Here is an 18,156-nt window from a genome sequence, read left to right as displayed (position 1 = left end):
TGGGCCTGACCGGCCCGCTCTGCTAGGGCAGGCTCACGAAGAACCATAATCATCGGGAGAGACGTTCAATGCGCGATATTCGCCACTTCATCGACGGTGCGGCTTTCGAGGGGGCGTCGGGTCGCTTCGGCGACGTCTTCAACCCCAACACCGGCGAGGTTCAGGCCCGCGTCCAACTGGCGACGCCGTCGGAACTGGATCGCGCGGTCCAGTCGGCGCAGGCCGCCTTCGAAGGCTGGTCCTCGACCAACCCGCAGCGCCGCGCCCGCGTCATGTTCGAGTTCAAGCGCCTGGTCGAGGCGAACATGAACGAACTGGCCGAAATGCTGTCCAGCGAGCACGGCAAGGTCATCGCCGACTCCAAGGGCGACATCCAGCGCGGTCTGGAAGTGATCGAGTTCGCCTGCGGCATCCCGCACGCGCTGAAGGGCGAGTATACGCTCGGCGCCGGCCCCGGCATCGACGTCTATTCCATGCGCCAGGCGCTGGGCGTGGTGGCGGGCATCACCCCGTTCAACTTCCCGGCCATGATCCCGATGTGGATGTTCGGCGTCGCCATCGCGGTCGGCAACACCTTCATCCTGAAGCCGTCCGAGCGCGACCCGTCCGTGCCGGTGCGTCTGGGCGAACTGATGATGGAGGCGGGCGCGCCCAAGGGCGTGCTGAACGTCGTCCACGGCGACAAGACGGCGGTCGACGCCATCCTGACCCACCCCGACATCCACGCCGTCAGCTTTGTCGGCTCGTCGGACATCGCCCACTACGTCTATCAGACGGGCGCCCAGCACGGGAAACGCGTCCAGGCCATGGGCGGCGCCAAGAACCACGGCATCGTCATGCCCGACGCTGACTTGGATCAGGTGATCAAGGACCTGTCGGGCGCGGCCTACGGCTCGGCAGGCGAACGCTGCATGGCCCTGCCGGTCGTCGTTCCGGTCGGCAAGAAGACCGCCGATGAACTGCGTGAGCGTCTGGTCGCTGAAATCCCGACCCTGCGCGTCGGCGTCTCGACCGATGATCAGGCCCACTATGGCCCCGTGGTCTCGGCCCAGCACCGCGACCGCGTCGCCGGCTGGATCAGCAAGGGCGTCGAGGAAGGCGCCGAACTGGTCGTCGACGGGCGCGACTTCAGCCTGCAGGGGCACGAAAAGGGCTACTTCATCGGCCCGTCGCTGTTCGACCATGTGACGACCGACATGTCGTCCTATCAGGAAGAGATCTTCGGTCCGGTGCTGCAGATCGTCCGCGCCGCCAGCTTCGAAGAGGCGCTGAGCCTGCCGAGCAAGCATCAGTACGGCAACGGCGTCGCCATCTTCACCCAGAACGGCCGCGCGGCCCGCGACTTCGCCGCCCGCGTCAACGTCGGCATGGTCGGCATCAACGTGCCGATCCCGGTGCCGGTGGCCTACCACTCCTTCGGCGGCTGGAAGCGCTCGGGCTTCGGCGACACCAACCAGTACGGCATGGAAGGCGTGAAGTTCTGGACCAAGACCAAGACCGTCACCGCCCGCTGGCCCGACAGCGCGCTGGAGCATGAAGACTCCAGCTTCATCATCCCGACGATGAGCTGATGATGCGCCCTCTCCCCGCCGCGCGGGGAGAGGGTCAGCTCAGCGTATAGGGGATCACCCCCCGCTCATTCTCCGGCACGGCCAGCGTCCGGTCGATCGGCGGAAAGGCCCGCTGGGTGCAGTCGGTGCGTTCGCAGATGCGGCAGTTGACGCCCATCCGCGTCGGGGGGCCGTTTAGGTCCAGGCCGTCGGCATAGACCAACTGCCCCGCGTGCTCGATCTCGCATCCCAGACCCAGCGCATAGCGCCGATCCGGCTCCAGGAACGACCCGCCCGGCTTGGATACGCTCTTGGCGAGGCAGACGTAGCGGGCTCCGTCCGGCATTTCCGACAGATTGACCAGAATGCGGTCCGGTGCGCTGAACGCCTCATGCACGTTCCACAGGGGGCAGGCGCCGCCGAAGCGGGCGAACTGGAAGCGCGTCGCGCTATGCCGCTTGGTGATGTTGCCCGCCATGTCCACCCGCGCGAAATAGAAGGGCACGCCGCGCCAGCCCGGCCGTTGCAGCGTCGACAGCCGGTGGCAGGCCTGCTCGAAGCTGACGTGGAAGCGGTTGCGCAGGCGGTCCACGTCGTGCCGCAACTCCCGCGCCGCCTCCAGAAAAGCGCGATAGGGCAGCAGCAGCGCCCCGGCCGCATAGTTGGCCAGACCGACCCGGCACACGTCGCGCGCGGCGGGAATGTCGAAGGCGGCGCGGTCCAGTTCGTGCTCGATCAGATCCTCGAACCGTAGGCCAACCAGTTGGTGCGCCATCTGGAAGGCGCGGGTGGCGCCCGGCAGGCTGGCGTCGACATAGAGGATGCGCGCGCCCGGATCGAAACGCCGCATGGCGCCGCGCCCCTGACCCGTGGCGACGCGCACGCCGCACAGGTCGTTGAGGGCGGCCTCCAGCTCGCGCTCCGGATGGACGCCGTCACCCAGATTCAGCCGCGCGGCCAGATCCTCCGCCGCCCGATCCAGGGCGTCGATGTAGTTGTCGCGATAGTGGAAGAAATCGCGCACCGCCTCATAGGGCAGGGCGGGAGCGGCGTCGGCGGCGTGTTCGTCGCGGCCCAGCGTCTCGTTCAGCGTCTTCAGCCGCTCGTCCAGACGGCGATAGTCCTGGTGCAGGGCCAGGAACTGCCGCGCCAGCCGGGGGCGTTCATGGCCGCCTGTTTGAGTTCGCCCGCCGTCGGCGCCTCGGCGTGGCCCGCGACGTCGGTGGTCGCCTCGCGCAGGTCGGCGATCAGGCGGGCGTCGCCGTCCAGATCGAACAGGCTGGCGTCCACGTCGAAGGCGCGCGTCAGGGCGATCAGCACGCGGGCCGTGGCCGGACGCTGGTTGGTCTCGATCTGCGACAGGTAGGAGGGCGACAGCGCCAGCCGCCCGGCGCACTGCTCCAGCGTCCAGCCGCGCGTCTCGCGCAGCTTGCGGACCTTGGTCCCGAGGTAGAGTTTTTCAGCCATCGCCCTGCATCGGTCATCGGCGTTGCAACTTTGCAAAAACGCCTGTGCGCCTTGGCAGGCTTACGCACTTACGCACCTTTTGCAAAGTTGCGATTGCCTTTTTGCAACGAAGCGGCTTGTTGGGCCTGAACGAAGTCAGGGAGTCGCTCCAATCATGAGCCAGGCCATCCTCGAGGAACTCGAGCGCCGTCGCGCCGCCGCCCGTCTGGGCGGAGGCGAGAAGCGCATCGCCAGCCAGCACGCCAAGGGCAAGCTGACCGCCCGCGAACGCATCGGCGTCCTGCTGGACGAAGGCTCCTTCGAAGAGACCGACATGTTCGTGGAGCACCGCAGCCACGACTTCGGGATGCAGGATCAGCGCATCCCCGGCGATGGCGTCGTCACCGGGCGCGGCACCATCAACGGCCGTCTGGTCTATGTCTTCTCCAAGGATTTCACCGTCTTTGGCGGATCTCTTAGCGGCGCCCATGCGGCCAAGATCGTCAAGATCCAGAAGATGGCCCTGACCGCCGGCGCCCCGATCATCGGCCTGTTCGACGCCGGCGGCGCGCGGATCCAGGAAGGCGTGGAGAGCCTCGCCGGCTACGCCGACATCTTCCTGCAGAACACCCTGGCCTCGGGCGTCATTCCGCAGATCAGCGTCATCATGGGGCCGTGCGCGGGCGGCGACGTCTATTCGCCGGCTATCACCGACTTCATCTTCATGGTGAAGGACACTTCCTACATGTATGTGACCGGCCCCGACGTGGTGAAGACCGTCACCAACGAGGTGGTCAGCCACGAAGACCTGGGCGGCGCCCGCGTCCATGCGGGCAAGTCGGGCGTCGCCGACGGCGCCTTCGAGAACGATCTGGAGGCCCTGTCGGAGGTTCGCCGCCTGATCGGCTTCCTGCCGCTGTCGAACCGCGAGACGCCGCCGGTCCGCGAAACCTATGACGAACCGGATCGCGACGAGGCGTCGCTGGACACCCTGGTCCCGGCCAATCCGAACCAGCCCTATGACATGAAGGAGCTGATCCTGAAGACGGTCGACGAGGCCGACTTCTTCGAGATCGGCGCTGACTTCGCCAAGAACATCATCTGCGGCTTCGGCCGTCTGGACGGCCAGCCGGTCGGCATCGTCGGCAACCAGCCCCAGACCCTCGCGGGGGTGCTGGACATCGACAGCAGCCGCAAGGCCGCGCGCTTCGTGCGCTTCTGCGACGCCTTCCACATCCCGCTCGTCACCTTCGTCGACGTGCCGGGCTTCATGCCGGGCACCAAGCAGGAGTACGGCGCCCTGATCAAGCACGGCGCCAAGCTGCTGTTCGCCTATGCCGAGGCCACCGTGCCCAAGCTGACGGTCATCACGCGCAAGGCCTATGGCGGCGCCTATGACGTCATGAGCTCCAAACACCTGCGCGGCGACGTCAACTACGCCTGGCCCACCGCCGAGATCGCGGTCATGGGCGCCAAGGGCGCGGTCGAGATCATCTTCCGCAAGGAAGCCGGCGACCCCGAGGCGCTGGCCGCGCGCGAGGCTGAATACAAGGAACGCTTCGCCAACCCCTTCGTCGCGGCCGGGCTTGGCTACATCGACGACGTCATCATGCCCCACGGCACCCGCCGTCGCCTGATCAAGGCGCTGAAGACGCTGAAGAACAAGACCCAGGAAAATCCCTGGAAGAAGCACGACAACATCCCGCTGTAAGGCCCAGAAATGTTCGATAAAATTCTGATCGCCAACCGCGGCGAAATTGCTGTTCGCGTCATCAAGACCTGCCGTCGCATGGGCATCAAGACGGTGGTCGTCTATTCCGACGCCGACGCCGGTTCGCTGGCCTGCGAGATGGCGGACGAGACGGTTCACATCGGCCCGTCGCCCGCCGCCCAGTCCTATCTGATCCAGGACAAGATCGTGGACGCCGTGAAGCAGACGGGGGCGCAGGCGGTGCACCCCGGCTTCGGCTTCCTGTCGGAAAACGCCGGGTTTGCGCGGCGGCTGAAGGCTGAGGGCATCGCCTTCATCGGGCCGAACCCCGAGGCGATCGACGCCATGGGCGACAAGATCACGTCCAAGAAGTTCGCGGCTGAAGCGGGCGTCTCGACCGTGCCGGGCCATATGGGCCTGATCGAAACGCCGGACGAGGCGGTGAAGATCGCGCGCGAGATCGGCTATCCGGTCATGATCAAGGCCTCGGCCGGGGGCGGGGGCAAGGGCATCCGCGTCGCCCATTCGGACGACGACATGGCCGAGGGCTTCGCCGCCGTGAAGGCCGAGGCGCTGAACGCCTTCGGCGACGATCGCGTCTTCCTTGAGAAGTTCATCGTCGATCCGCGCCACATCGAAATCCAGGTTCTGGGCGACAAGCACGGCAACGTCATCCACCTGTTCGAGCGCGAATGCTCGATCCAGCGCCGCAACCAGAAGGTCATCGAGGAGGCGCCGTCGCCCCTGCTGGACGAGGCGACCCGCGCCGCCATGGGGGCGCAGGCCGTCGCCCTGGCCAAGGCGGTGAACTATGACTCGGCGGGCACGGTCGAGTTCGTCGCCGGTCAGGACAAGAGCTTCTTCTTCCTGGAGATGAACACCCGTCTTCAGGTCGAGCATCCGGTGACGGAACTGATCACCGGCGTCGATCTGGTCGAGCAGATGATCCGCTCGGCCTGGGGCGAGCAACTGGCGATCAAGCAGGACGACCTGTCGATCAACGGCTGGGCCATCGAAAGCCGCATCTACGCCGAAGACCCCTATCGCGGCTTCCTGCCGTCGATCGGCCGCCTGGTGCGCTATGAGCAGCCGGAAGAAGGCGACCAAGGCGACTATACGGTCCGCAATGACTCGGGTGTCCGCGAGGGCGACGAGATCAGCATGTTCTACGACCCCATGATCGCCAAGCTGTGCGCCTGGGGCGAGACGCGCGACGACGCCGTGCGCGGCATGGCCCGCGCGCTGGAGGACACCCATCTGGCGGGGCTGGGCCACAATGTGCCCTTCCTGGCCGCCGTCATGGATCAGGAACGCTTCCAGTCCGGTCAGCTGTCGACCAGCTACATCAAGGACGAGTTCCCTGACGGCTTCCACGGCCTGGCGCCGACGCCGGAGCAGGTGAAGATTCTGATCGCCTCGGCCGTAGCCATGAACGAGGTCATCGCCGAACAGGACGGCGATCCCAGCGAGCGCACCGACTGGACCGTCCTGGTCGACAAGGCGGCCTATGAGGTCGAGGTCGGCTATGACGAGGCCGAAGACCTGATCGTCGCCATCGACGGCGAGGAAGTCTCCCTGTCCGAGATCGAATGGCGTCCGGGCCTGTCGCTGTTCAAGGCGGTGCTGGACGACGACGCCTTCACTGCCGAGGTGAAGCGCGCCGCCGACGGCTTCGATATCCGCCACCGCGCGGCGCGGGCGCGGGTGCGGGTGCTGCGCCCCGACGTGGCGCACCTCTACGCCCTGCTGCCCGAGAAGCAGGCAGCGGACACCTCCAAGCTGGTGCTGTCGCCGATGCCGGGTCTGGTGGTCGACATCCCCGTGGTCGAGGGGCAGGAGGTCAAGTCCGGCGAGACCGTCGCCATCATCGAAGCCATGAAGATGCAGAACATCCTCAAGGCCGAGCGCGACGGCAAGGTGAAGGCGGTCAAGGCCAAGGCCGGCGACCCGGTCGCCGCCGACGACGTGCTGGTGGAGTTCGAGTAAATGACCGAGTTCGCCGTCCCGACCCCGCTGGAGTGGCGCGACGCCGCCGTGAAGGCGCTGAAGGAGCGTCCGCTGGAGAGCCTCATCCATCTGGATGCGGACCATTTGGCGACCAAGCCCCTGTATGGGACGGCGAACGGGGGCGAGCCGGTGTTCGCGCCCCGGCCCTCGGATTCCGAAGGCCGGGCGTGGGACGTGCGGGCGCTGAACGAGGGCGAGGACGCCGATGTCCTGAACCGCGCCATTCTGACCGATCTGGAAAACGGGGCGGCGTCCGTCCTGATCGCCGGTCCGGTGACGGCGGACGCGGGCCGACTGGCGCGTGCGCTGGACGCGGTGGCGCTGGAGCTGGCCCCGGTGGCGCTGGACGCAGGGTTTGAGGGCGTGAAGGCGGCGGAAGCTCTGTCGGCGACGGCCAAGGGTTCGCCCCGCGCCAAGCTGGCCTTCCACCTCGATCCGATCTCGGCCTATGCCGAGGCGGGCGGGGCGCCGGGCGATTTCGCGGCGATCATGGCCGAGACGGCCAAGGCGGCGGCGACCCACGCCGCGACCTATCCCGAGGCGACGCTGTTCATGGCCTCGGGCCGTGTGGCGCATGAGGCGGGCGGCTCCATCGCGCAGGAGCTGGCCTTCGCCGCGTCGTCGGCTGTGGCCTATGTGAAGGCGGCCGTTGAAGCAGGTCTGTCGGCCGAAGCGGCGCTGAAGGGCGTGGTTCTGGGCGTCGCCGTGGATCAGGCCTATTTCGACTCCCTAGCCAAGATCCGCGCCCTGCGCCTGATCTGGGCCAGCGTTTCCAAAGCGTTCGGCGTCGAGGTTCCGGCGATCATCGAGGCGCGCTCGTCGCGGCGGATGCTGTCGGCGCGCGACCCGTGGCCGAACATGCTGCGCCTGACCGCCGCCGGGTTCGCCGGGGCCGTGGGCGGGGCTGACGCGGTGGTGCTGGACGGCTTCACCCGCGCGGCGGGATTGCCGGACGACTTCGCCAAGCGTCAGGCGCGCAACACCCAGCTGATCCTGATGGAGGAGTCCAATCTGGGCCGTGTCGATGATCCGGCCAGCGGCTCCTGGTATCTGGACGCCCGCACCCGCGAACTGGCCGAGGCCGCCTGGGCCGAGTTTCAGGTCTATGAGGCCGAAGGCGGCGTGATCGCCTGTCTGGAAGGCGGAGTGATCCAGCCTCGTATCGCCCGCGCTCGCGACATGGCCGAGAAGGCGTATCGGGACGGCGCCGCCCAGATCATCGGCGTCACCAAATTCGTCGACCCGGACGTGCGGTCGGCGCCCGTGACGCCCGCGCCCGCCGCGCCCGCCGTCGCCGGGACGTTCGAGGCCCTGACGCCCGTGCGCTTCGCCGCCGCCTTCGAGGAGGCCGCCCAATGAGTTTCCCTGACTTTTCCAAGGTCGCCCTTGATCTGGGCGCGACCGGCACCGGGCCGGACCGCGCGGCATGGACCACGCCAGAGGGGCTGATGGTCGAAACCGCCTATGGGCCGGATGCGCTGGAGGGGCTGGACTTCATCCACGGCCTGCCGGGCTTCGCCCCCTTCGTGCGCGGGCCGTATCCGACCATGTATGCGGGCGCGCCGTGGACGATCCGCCAGTATGCGGGCTTCTCGACCGCCGAGGAGTCCAACGCCTTCTATCGCCGCAACCTGGCCGCCGGTCAGAAGGGCCTGTCGGTCGCCTTCGACCTGGCCACCCACCGGGGCTATGACTCGGACCACCCGCGGGTGAAGGGCGACGTCGGCATGGCGGGCGTGGCCATCGACAGCATTCTGGACATGCGGACCCTGTTCGACGGCATTCCGCTGGACCAGATGTCGGTGTCCATGACCATGAACGGGGCGGTTCTGCCGATCCTTGCCCTCTACGTCGTGGCGGGCGAGGAGCAGGGCGTCGATCACGCCAAGCTGACCGGGACCATTCAGAACGACATTCTGAAGGAGTTCATGGTCCGCAACACCTACATCTATCCGCCCGCGCCTTCGATGCGGATCATCGCCGACATCTTCGAGTGGACGGCGAAGGAAACGCCCAAGTTCAACTCCATCTCCATCTCCGGCTATCACATGCAGGAGGCGGGGGCGTCGGCGGACATCGAGCTGGCCTACACCCTGTCGGACGGGATCGAATACCTGCGCGCGGGCAAGGCGGCGGGCATGGAGATCGACCGGTTCGCGCCGCGCCTCAGCTTCTTCTGGGCCATCGGCATGAACTACTTCATGGAGGTGGCCAAGATGCGCGCCGGCCGCCTGCTGTGGGCCGAGGCGGTCAAGCGGGAAGGCGGCGTCAATCCGAAGTCCCTGTCCCTCCGAACCCACTGCCAGACCTCGGGCTGGTCGCTGGCGGCGCAGGACGTGTTCAACAATGTGCCGCGCACCATGGTCGAGTGCATGGCGGCGGCGGGCGGTCAGACGCAGAGCCTGCACACCAATGCGCTGGATGAGGCGCTGGCCCTGCCGACCGACTTCTCGGCCCGGATCGCGCGCAACACGCAGATTCTGGCGCAGGCCGAGACGGGCCTGACGCGCGTCATCGACCCGTGGGGCGGCAGCTTCTATGTCGAACGCCTGACGCAGGAACTGGCGACCAAGGCCCGCGCCCTGATGGAGGAGGTCGAAGCCTATGGCGGCATGGCCAAGGCCATCGAGGCGGGCATTCCCAAGCTGCGGATCGAGGAGTCCGCCGCCAAGACTCAGGCCCGTATCGACACCGGTCAGCAGACGGTCGTGGGCGTGAACAAATATCTGAACCCCGTCGTCGACGACATTCCGATGTTGAAGGTCGACAACGCCGAGGTCCGCGCCCGCCAGATTGAGAAGCTGCAACGCCTGAAGGCCGAGCGCGACGAGGCTGCGACGCAGGCTGCTCTGGACGCTTTGACCGAGGGCGCGCGCGGCAATGAAAACCTGATGGAGCTGGCGGTGCGGGCCGCCCGCGCCAAGGCCACCGTCGGTGAAATCTCTGATGCGTTGGAGGCCGCCTTCGGCCGCCACATCGCCACGGTCAAGACGGTCTCGGGCGTCTACGCCAAGGAGGCGGGGAACGATCCCAAGGTCGCCCGCGCCCGCTCGATGGTCGCAGCCTTCGTCGAGAACGACGGCGGTCCGCCGCGCATCCTGATCGCCAAGCTGGGCCAGGACGGACATGACCGGGGCCAGAAGGTCGTCGCCACCGGATACGGCGACATCGGCTTCGACGTGACGGCGGGGGCTCTGTTCCAGACGCCTGCCGAGGCCGCGCGCGATGCGGTCGAGAAGAACGTCCACGCGGTCGGCGCCTCGTCGCTGGCGGCGGGGCACCTGACGCTGGTGCCGGAGCTGAAGGCTGAACTGGCCAAGCTGGGGCGCGAGGACATCATGATCGTGGTCGGCGGCGTCATTCCGCCGTCGGACGTGCAGCCCCTGATCGACATGGGGGCGGCCGCCGTCTATCCGCCCGGTTCGGTCATAGCCGAGACGGCCGTAGACCTAATCGAGAAGCTGAACCAGCGCCTGGGCTATGCTCAGCCCGCGCCTGTGGAGACGAAGAAGTGATCGGCAATTTGAACCACGTCGGCGTCGCCACGCCCTCCATCGCCGAGTCGATCAAGCTGTATCGTGACGTGCTGGGCGCGACGAAGATCGGCGAGCCGTTCGACCTGCCCGCGCAGGGGGTGAAGGTCTGCTTCATCGACACGCCGACGGCCCAGATCGAACTGATCGAGCCGTTCGACGAGACCAGCCCGATCACCGGATTTCTGGCCAAGAACCCCAAGGGCGGACAGCACCATATCTGTTTTGAGGTGGCGGATATCCACGCGGCCATCGCTGACGTGCGCGCCAAGGGCGTGACCATCCTGGGCACGGGCGAGCCCCGCATCGGGGCGCACGGCACGCCGGTTGTGTTCCTGCATCCCAAGGAGATGGGCGGGGTGCTGATCGAACTGATGGAGACGCCGAAGGGCGATCACTAAAAGACAAAGGCCCGGTCTCGCGACCGGGCCTTTTTCATGATCATGGCTCTTCGTCATCCTCGGACTTGATCCGAGGATCGGGCCATCCGTCTGCGTGACGGCGGACAGGAAGAGCGCGCCGGTCCCCTCGATCCTCGGATCAAGTCCGAGGATGACGGCGGGGGTGTCGGCTCAGTACAGGATCTTCCGCAGGCTGATCCTGTACGTCCGACCCAACGGATCGAGGTAGTCGGGCTGATACGACAGCGGCGTGTTCCCCAGGCCGTCGCGGACCTCCAGCCGCTGGTCGAAGATGTTCTCGACGCCGACGCTGACGCGGGCCCCCTTCAGCCACGGATAGCGCGACACCCAGTTCTCGCGCGACGACAGGTCGGCGAACAGGTTCAGGTTCACCGTCGTCAGGTCGGAGAAGCTCAGGTCGTCGTCCGGCGAGGTGCCGCCGTTGATGCGGGTGGCTTCCTTCCAGTTGGCGTTCAGGAAGCCGCCCATGCCGCTTTTGAAGGCGCCCATCTGCAGTTGGATCTCGTTGCGGGACTGACCGCCGCGCGCGCCGATGGCGGCGCCGTCCAGCAGGTCCAGCACCGGCAGGCCGTCGCGGATCGTGATCTCATCCTGGATGCGATAGGTGTGGTACAGCGAGACGTTGAACCGCCCCTGGCCCGGCATCATGCCGCCGCCACGGTTGCGCCCGCCGCCGCCCTGCATTCGCATCCCGCCGCCGGGAGGCGGTCCGCCGGCGCCGGGGCCGCCGCCGGGGCCGCCCGGTCCGCGCTGGCCGCCGCCGCTGCGCGCGTTCATGCGCGCCATGGCCGCCGGATCCGGCTTGCCGAAGGCGGTCGAGAAGTTGAGGCCCCAGCGGATTTCCTGTTGCTCGGCCTTCTGGAAGTTCAGCGGCCGGGCGTCGATCGACAGCAGATTGCCGTCCAGGTCGCGCGTGAAGCGCTCGGGCAGGGCGGCTTCCAGTTCCGGCGTGATGGTCGGGAAGGAGGCGATGGAGCCTTCCGTCTCGGTCCGGGTGTAGTTGGCCGTGAAGCGCAGATCCTTGTCCTTCAGCGGGGTCAGGTTGACGCCGAACTTCAGGACGCGCTTGGTCTCCTCGGACAGGTTGGGGTTGCCGCCCTCGATGCGGACGATGTTGACCGACTGGCCGGTGGCGAAGTCATAGACCGGCACGTTCGGGGTCGAGATCGTCGGGTCGTTCAGTTGCGACATCGACGGGGCCTTCTGTTCGTCGGCCCAGCTGGCGGTGAAGTTCACCGGCTCCCACGGCGACCAGTTCAGCCCGACGGTATAGGCCGACAGGCCGCCGAAGTCGGACAGGTCTTCGTAGGCCAGGTTCAGATTGGCCGACAGGTCGCCGAGCGCGCCCAGCACCTCGCGGTCGCGGTTGGCGATGGGCAGGTTGAAGTTGCCCGAGGCGCTGGTGCGGTCGCGCGACAGGGAGCGTTCGGAGAAGACGCTGGCCTGCTCTGCCTCGGAGAAGCGCAGGTTCTCGGAGTCCAGCGACTGGCTGTCGAAGCCGACCTTGAAGGTCGAGGTCAGCGATCCGGCCGGGCCTTCCCAGGCCGTGCCGTTGATGACGCCCTCGATGCTGGACTTGCTGGAGATGGAGCGCGCGGTGTCGAACGGATTGGCCGGCAACTGGCCCAGGTCGCCGAACGGGTCGATGGTCCCGGCCGTCACGCCCGCCTGCAGGGCGTCGTCGTTGAGGCCGCGGCCGGTGCGGGTCTTGGTCTCGGTGCGGTCGTAGCCGCCGTTCACCGTCCAGCGCCAGTCGCCCAGATAGCCGTCGACCAGGAAGCCCAGCTGACCCGACAGGGTGTCGGTCTGCCGTCCAAGCGCGCCGGGCGCGTCGACATAGCGGTGCAGCAGCACGTCGCTGGCGAAGGGCGAATAGGGGCTGGCCGAGGGCAGGGCCAGGCTGAGGCCCGGCAGGCCCAGGTAGGAGAAGCTGGAGGTATCCTCCAACTCGCCGCTGAGCGTCAGCGACATGGTCTGGTTCAGGTCGCGCACCAGGGAGCCGGAGATGGAGCTGTTCTCGCGCTTGGGCGACAAGGTGCGATAGGCGGTCAGGTCGTCGGTGCGGGGTCCGACGCCGAAGTCGGACAGGGCGGTGCCGCCCGCTGCACCCGCGCCGACCGAGGCCGTCGTGACGCTCTGGCCCAGCAGGGCCGACAGGGCGGGGTCGATCTCGCCGCCACCGGGCGACGTGACGTTGCCCATCAGATCATAGGGCGTCCCGTCGCGGACGATGTTGCGCTCGGTCTCGAACAGGGGCGTGTCGCGCTCGTATTCCAGGTCCAGCGTCCAGCGCTGCTTGCCCGAGATGCGCAGGACGTTGCTTTCCAGGTCGGTCATGGTGCGGCCGCCCTGGTCGGGACGGCGGGCGGTGGCCTGCATGGTGACGGAGCGGAAGTCGGCCTTCAGCACGAAGTTCACGACCCGCTGGTCGGCGCTGTAGCCATAGGAGAGGGCGGTTTCCTCGGGCAGGATCTCGGTGCGCTCGATGGCCTCCGGCGGGATGCCGCGAATCTCGCGGAAGCCCGAGATGCGTCGCCCGTTGACCAGGAAGACCGGAGAGCCGCCGCGCGAGCTGCGCGTCACCGGCTCCAGCAGGGTCATCAGCTCTTCGATGCTGCTGGCCCCGTAGGCCTTGATCTGCTCCTCGTCGAGGGTCAGTTCAGGTTCATAATCGCCCAGGGCCGCGCCGCGACGGGCGGTAGTGACGACCTCCAGCGTGCCCAGATCGTAGGCGTCCGCGTCGATCTCTTCCTGCGGCACGGGGGTCGCGGTCTGGGCGGGCGTGGATTGCGGCGGAACGGCCGCCGCCGTGTCGGCAGGGGACAGGGAGGCGAGGGCGAACAGCAAGGCGACTGGCGACATGTCGAGTCCTAAAGACAACCGGGGAGTAGGCACGCTCGCGCTCGACGCCCTGTCTCGTCGATCGCATCGCTTCGAGCAAAGAACGATGTGCGCCGAAAAGGGGCGCTTTCGCTCTGCAGGATTAAACTCCTGTAATAAGGGGCTTAGTCCTGTCCGAACCGACAAGACTCCAACGCACGAAGGGACGGAATCCGTCGGATCCCGTCCCTCGTTTTTTGCAGCGGCGAAGAAACCTAGAAGCGGGCGCGCACGCCCACCGTCAGGTTGCGCCCGCGCAGGGGCGCCGTCTCGGCCAGGAAGGAGGCGTGGTTGAACGCCGTCTCATCCAGCAGATTGGTCCCGCGCAGGAAGATCTGCGAGCGCACCGGCCCCAGATCGACGTCATAGGCCACGGTGGCGTTGACCATGTCGTAGCCCGGCGTCTCCGTTTCGAAGGCGGCGATGTCAGTCTGCTTGAAGGTGCGGCTGTATTCGACGTCGCCCGACCACGGCCCCTGGAAGGCGGCCAGGCGCACGCCCGCCCGCGCCGCAGGGATGCGGGGCAGGTTGCCGCCGTCGCCCTTCAACTCGCCCTGGACGTAGTCGCCGAAGACCGTGCCTGACAGCCACGGGGTGAACTGTTGCGTCAGCTCGCCCTCGATGCCGGTGAAGGTCGCGTCGGCCTGACTGTAGCGGATAAGGCGGAAGTCCTCGTACTGATCCAGCGTCCGGGCGAAGATGTAGTCGTCATAGACGTAGTGGTAGGCGCTGACCGAGCCGGTCAGGGGGCCTTCGGTCTTGCGCAGGGTCAGCTCGATCGAGTTGGCCGTCTCGACGTCCAGCGCAGCGTCGCCGATCTCATAGGTGTTGGTCGCCAGGTGGACGCCGTCGGCGTACAGCTCCTGGGCCGAGGGCGCGCGCTGCGAACGCGACAGCGACACGGCGCCCGACCAGCCGGGGGTGAAGTGCCACACCGCCGAACCGGAGATGGAGAAGGGCTTGTGTTCGACGTCGGGCAGGCCGATGGCTGAGGCCTCCTGCCATTCCTGACGCAGGGCGCCTTCCAGGTGCCACAGGCCGATCTCGTACTCCTCCATCACGAACAGGCCGGTGTTCTTGGTCGTGCTGGGCGCCAGGAAGCTCTCTTCGCCGACGGCGGCGAAGTCGCTCTTGCTCAGTTGCAGGCCGACCACGCCGCGGAAGCCGGCGATCTCGCGGTGCTGGGCCTCGATGCGGCCGTCGTAGCCCTTGTTGGTGAAGGTGGTCGAGACGACGCCTTCCTCGAGCTCGCTGTGCTCATAGTCGGTGTAGCCCGCGCGCAGGCGCACGTTCTCGATGCCCGGCAGCGGGTCGCGCAGTTCGCCGCGCAGGTCGACGCGGCGGCTCTTCAGGCGGACCTCGGGGGCGGCGTGGTCGTGATCGCCTTCATGCTCGTGCCCGTGATCATCGTCGCCGTGGCCATGATCGTCATCGTGGCCGTGATCGTGGCCGCCGCCGCAGTGCAGGTGGTCGCCGTGCGGGTGGCAGCCTTCATATTCATGGCTGTGACCGGCCAGACCATAGCGGCTGGTCTGCTCCGTATAGGCCGCGCCCAGATAGCCGCGCGACCCGATCCAGGAGGCGCCCAGCGTCGCCGTCGAGGTCTCGTTGTAGGAGCCGTCCAGGCGCGGTTCGTCCCAGCCGGGAACCTTGTAGTCGTCCGACTTGCGCGCCGCCGCCTCGACGCGGACGGCGAAGTTGCCGGCGCCCACCGTCATGCCGACCACGCCGGCTTCCTCGTTGTCGACCGAGCCGCGACGGTATTCGGCCACGCCCTCGCCGCCGTTCGCCGGGACGCGGGTCGGGATCTTCTTGTCCAGCAGGTTGACCGCGCCGCCGATGGCCCCGCCGCCGTAGAGCAGGGCCGCCGGGCCGCGCAGGATCTCGACCCCTTCCAGCAGCAGGGGTTCGCCGGACACGGCGTGGTCGGGCGAGACTTCGGAGGCGTCCATCAGGCCCGCGCCCTCGCTCAGCACCTTGACGCGGGGCGAGGTCTGGCCGCGCACCACCGGGCGGCTGGCGCCGCCGCCGAAGGTGTCGGAGTTGACGCCGGGAATGCTGTTCAGGGTGTCGCCCAGGGTCGATTGGCGCCGATGGACCAGATCATCGCCGCTCAGCAGGGCGACGTGCGAACCGACGTCGTCGCCTGCGCGGCCCAGGGGCAGGGCGCGCACCACGACCTCGTCCACCTCATAGGCGCCGGCGTCGCGGGCGGCGTGATCGTGCGGGTCGCCCTGCGACTGACGCTGCACGGCGTCCTCAGCGAAAGCGGGCGCAGCGGCGCCCAGGCTGGTCAGCGCCGCCGCCCCCGCGGCGGTCAGCAGGAAGGTCCGAAATCGCATGTCACGCATCCCCGTTACAATGATGTGAGGCTTGATATGTTATAGTATATCATTACGCAACCGCTCCCTTGACGATTTCGTCCTGGGGGAGCCTTCACAAGCCCGCGACGTTGCAGCAGGGTCGCTGCTTCAAGGGGGCCGCCATGACCAGATCCGCCACGTTCCAAGCCATCGCCGTGACCGCCGGGTTCGGGCTGCTGGCCGCCGGTTGCTCTCAGCAGAAGCCAGCCGAACCGACTTCGCCGATCGAGGCGCCGGTCGCTCAGAGCGCCGCCGCCGTGGGCTACGCCTGTGAGAGCGGCAAGACGATCGCCGTCGCCTATCCCGACGCCCAGACCGCCCGCCTGTCCTACGAAGGCAAGGACTATGTCCTGACCAGCGTGGTTTCCGCGAGCGGCGCCCGTTACGCAGGCCAGGGACTGGAGTGGTGGACGGCCAGCCGGGGCGAGACGGAGAGCGGCACGCTGAGCCGCGCAGGCCAGGGGGACCAGGCGGGCGGCGTCATCGTCGAGCGCTGCAGCCGTCCGGTCGCCGCCGTGGCCCCGCCGCCGTCGGGCGCGCCCTGCGCCGCCGAAAACCTCCGCCTGGCGGTCGAGGGCGGCGACGCCGGCATGGGGCATCGCCTCACCACCCTGGCGCTGCGGAACATCGGCGCCGACGCCTGCACCGTGACCGGCTATCCGTCCGTCAGCCTGCTGGACGACGAGGGCAAGCTGCTGACCAGCGTTCGGGCCGTGCAGGCGCCGGGCAATTATTTCGCCCAGGGCCGCGCCCCGACGCCGGTTGAAATACGACCGCAGCAAGCCGCCTGGTTCGACCTGGCCTGGACCGTCATCCCGCACGAGGACAAGGGCGAGACGACCTGTCCTTCGGCCAAGACCGTGGGCGTGACGGCGCCGGGCGCGACGACGGCGATCGCCCTGCCGCTGGCCTTCACGCCCTGCGGCGGGCAGGTTGAGGTCAGTCCCCTGCGGCCCGTCCTCGATGGTTCGGCGCAGCCTGCCTCGGTCGCCGCAAACTAGGGGTTCAAACCTGCTCGAATTCAGCGTAGCGGAGCAAACATGACCCAAGATACGAACCAGGCCTTCTATGACCGCGTCTCCGCCGAGCTGGCCGATATCGACGCCCAGGGGCTGACCAAGCCCGAGCGCGTCATCGCCTCGCGCCAGGGGCCGGTGATCTCTGTCAACGGCCGCGACGTGCTGAACTTCTGCGCCAACAACTATCTGGGCCTGGCGGGCGACGAGCGTGTTGCCCAGGCCGGGATCAAGGCGCAGCAGAAGTGGGGCGCGGGCACGGCCTCGGTGCGCTTCATCTGCGGCACGCTGGAAATCCACAAGGAGCTGGAGCGGGCGATCGCCGACTACCTCGGCTTTGAAGACGCCATCCTGTTCGCCGCCGCCTTCGACGCCAACGGCGGCATTTTCGAGCCGCTGTTCGGGGCCGAGGACGCCATCGTCTCGGACAGCCTGAACCACGCCTCGATCATCGACGGGGTGCGCCTGTCGAAGGCCCAGCGCTATCGCTTCGCCAATCCGGACATGGCCGATCTGGAAGCCAAGCTGAAGGAAGCGCGCGCCGCCGGCGCCCGCAACATCATCATCGCCACCGACGGCGCCTTCTCGATGGACGGCTACATCGGCAAGATCGACCAGATCCGCGCCCTGGCCGACCAGTATCAGGCCCTGATCATGGTCGACGACTGCCACGCGACCGGCTTCCTGGGCGACAGGGGCAAGGGCTCGTTCGCCCATTGCGGCGTCGAGGTCGACTTCGTCACCGGCACCTTCGGCAAGGCGCTGGGCGGGGCGATGGGCGGCTTCATCTGCGCCCGCAGGAATGTCGTCGAGCTGCTGAAGCAGCGGGCGCGGCCCTATCTGTTCTCGAATGCTCTGGCGCCGTCCGTTTGCGGGTCGTCGCTGGAGGCCATCCGCATCGCTGCGGGGGATGAGGGCGAGAAGCTGCGCGCCCAGCTGTTCGCCAACGCGGCGCGTTTCCGTTCGGCCATGGCGGCGGCGGGCTTCGACCTGCTGCCGGGCGAGCACCCGATCATCCCGGTCATGCTGGGCGACGCCAAGCTGGCCCAGGACATGGCGGCGCGCCTGCTGGAGCTGGGGGTCTATGTCATCGGCTTCTCCTTCCCGGTGGTGCCGCGCGGCCAGGCCCGCATCCGCACTCAGATGTCGGCGGCCCACACCTTCGAGCAGATCGACGCCGCCGTCGCCGCCTTCACCCAGGCGGGCAAGGAGCTGGGTGTTATCTGAC

At 67.7% G+C, this 18,156-nt stretch carries 12 protein-coding genes; 8 read left to right on the top strand and 4 right to left on the bottom strand.

Annotation, left to right across the window (positions count from 1 at the left end; translation table 11 throughout):
- Positions 1-68: 68 nt before the first annotated feature.
- Entirely contained in the window at positions 69-1,571 is a 1,503-nt protein-coding gene (locus tag AC52GN_RS09915; RefSeq protein WP_496526922.1) for a CoA-acylating methylmalonate-semialdehyde dehydrogenase, read from the top strand.
- A gap of 34 nt (positions 1,572-1,605) precedes the next feature.
- Here AC52GN_RS09915 and AC52GN_RS09910 read toward each other — a convergent pair whose 3' ends face one another.
- A complete protein-coding gene (locus AC52GN_RS09910; protein ID WP_496526921.1) occupies positions 1,606-2,574 on the bottom strand; it encodes a helix-turn-helix domain-containing protein in 969 nt (322 codons plus the stop codon).
- Between the two features lie 71 nt (positions 2,575-2,645).
- A complete protein-coding gene (locus AC52GN_RS09905) occupies positions 2,646-3,017 on the bottom strand; it encodes a helix-turn-helix domain-containing protein (RefSeq protein ID WP_496526920.1) in 372 nt (123 codons plus the stop codon).
- A 154-nt stretch (positions 3,018-3,171) separates the two neighbouring features.
- Between AC52GN_RS09905 and AC52GN_RS09900 the strand changes: the two genes are divergently transcribed.
- Genes AC52GN_RS09900 through mce form a run of 5 tightly spaced genes read left to right on the top strand, consistent with a single transcriptional unit; the run spans position 3,172 to position 10,648 of the window.
- Complete coding sequence (locus tag AC52GN_RS09900) at positions 3,172-4,707, top strand: acyl-CoA carboxylase subunit beta (protein ID WP_291776325.1); 1,536 nt, start codon at positions 3,172-3,174, stop codon at positions 4,705-4,707.
- Between the two features lie 9 nt (positions 4,708-4,716).
- On the top strand, positions 4,717-6,693 hold the full coding sequence (locus tag AC52GN_RS09895; RefSeq protein WP_496526919.1) for an acetyl-CoA carboxylase biotin carboxylase subunit: 1,977 nt from the start codon (positions 4,717-4,719) through the stop codon (positions 6,691-6,693).
- The gene (locus tag AC52GN_RS09890; RefSeq protein ID WP_496526918.1) at positions 6,694-8,073 is read left to right on the top strand and encodes a methylmalonyl-CoA mutase family protein; all 1,380 of its coding nucleotides are present in this window, start codon (positions 6,694-6,696) and stop codon (positions 8,071-8,073) included. It begins immediately after the preceding gene.
- Complete coding sequence (scpA, locus tag AC52GN_RS09885; protein ID WP_496526917.1) at positions 8,070-10,229, top strand: methylmalonyl-CoA mutase; 2,160 nt, start codon at positions 8,070-8,072, stop codon at positions 10,227-10,229. Before AC52GN_RS09890 ends, scpA begins: the two co-directional genes overlap by 4 nt.
- Positions 10,226-10,648: a methylmalonyl-CoA epimerase gene (gene mce / locus AC52GN_RS09880; protein WP_496526916.1), complete on the top strand. Its 423-nt coding sequence runs from the start codon at positions 10,226-10,228 to the stop codon at positions 10,646-10,648. The genes scpA and mce overlap by 4 nt, the downstream gene beginning before the upstream one ends.
- Positions 10,649-10,819: 171 nt before the next feature.
- Here the strand turns inward: mce and AC52GN_RS09875 are convergent, their stop codons facing one another.
- Entirely contained in the window at positions 10,820-13,531 is a 2,712-nt protein-coding gene (locus AC52GN_RS09875) for a TonB-dependent receptor (protein WP_496526915.1), read from the bottom strand.
- A gap of 233 nt (positions 13,532-13,764) precedes the next feature.
- Positions 13,765-15,891, bottom strand: coding sequence for a TonB-dependent receptor domain-containing protein (locus AC52GN_RS09870; protein ID WP_496526914.1), 2,127 nt, complete (start codon positions 15,889-15,891; stop codon positions 13,765-13,767).
- Between the two features lie 143 nt (positions 15,892-16,034).
- On the opposite strand from AC52GN_RS09870, the gene AC52GN_RS09865 reads away from it, so the two are divergent.
- Together AC52GN_RS09865 and AC52GN_RS09860 are read left to right on the top strand one after the other, a co-directional pair.
- Positions 16,035-16,913, top strand: coding sequence for a DUF4232 domain-containing protein (locus AC52GN_RS09865; RefSeq protein WP_496526913.1), 879 nt, complete (start codon positions 16,035-16,037; stop codon positions 16,911-16,913).
- A gap of 39 nt (positions 16,914-16,952) precedes the next feature.
- The gene (locus AC52GN_RS09860) at positions 16,953-18,155 is read left to right on the top strand and encodes a glycine C-acetyltransferase (RefSeq protein ID WP_496526912.1); all 1,203 of its coding nucleotides are present in this window, start codon (positions 16,953-16,955) and stop codon (positions 18,153-18,155) included.
- The last annotated feature ends 1 nt before the right edge of the window (position 18,156 follow it).

It is taken from the genome of Brevundimonas sp. SS2672 (assembly GCF_059579685.1).
This window is presented reverse-complemented; position numbering and strand designations above follow the sequence as displayed.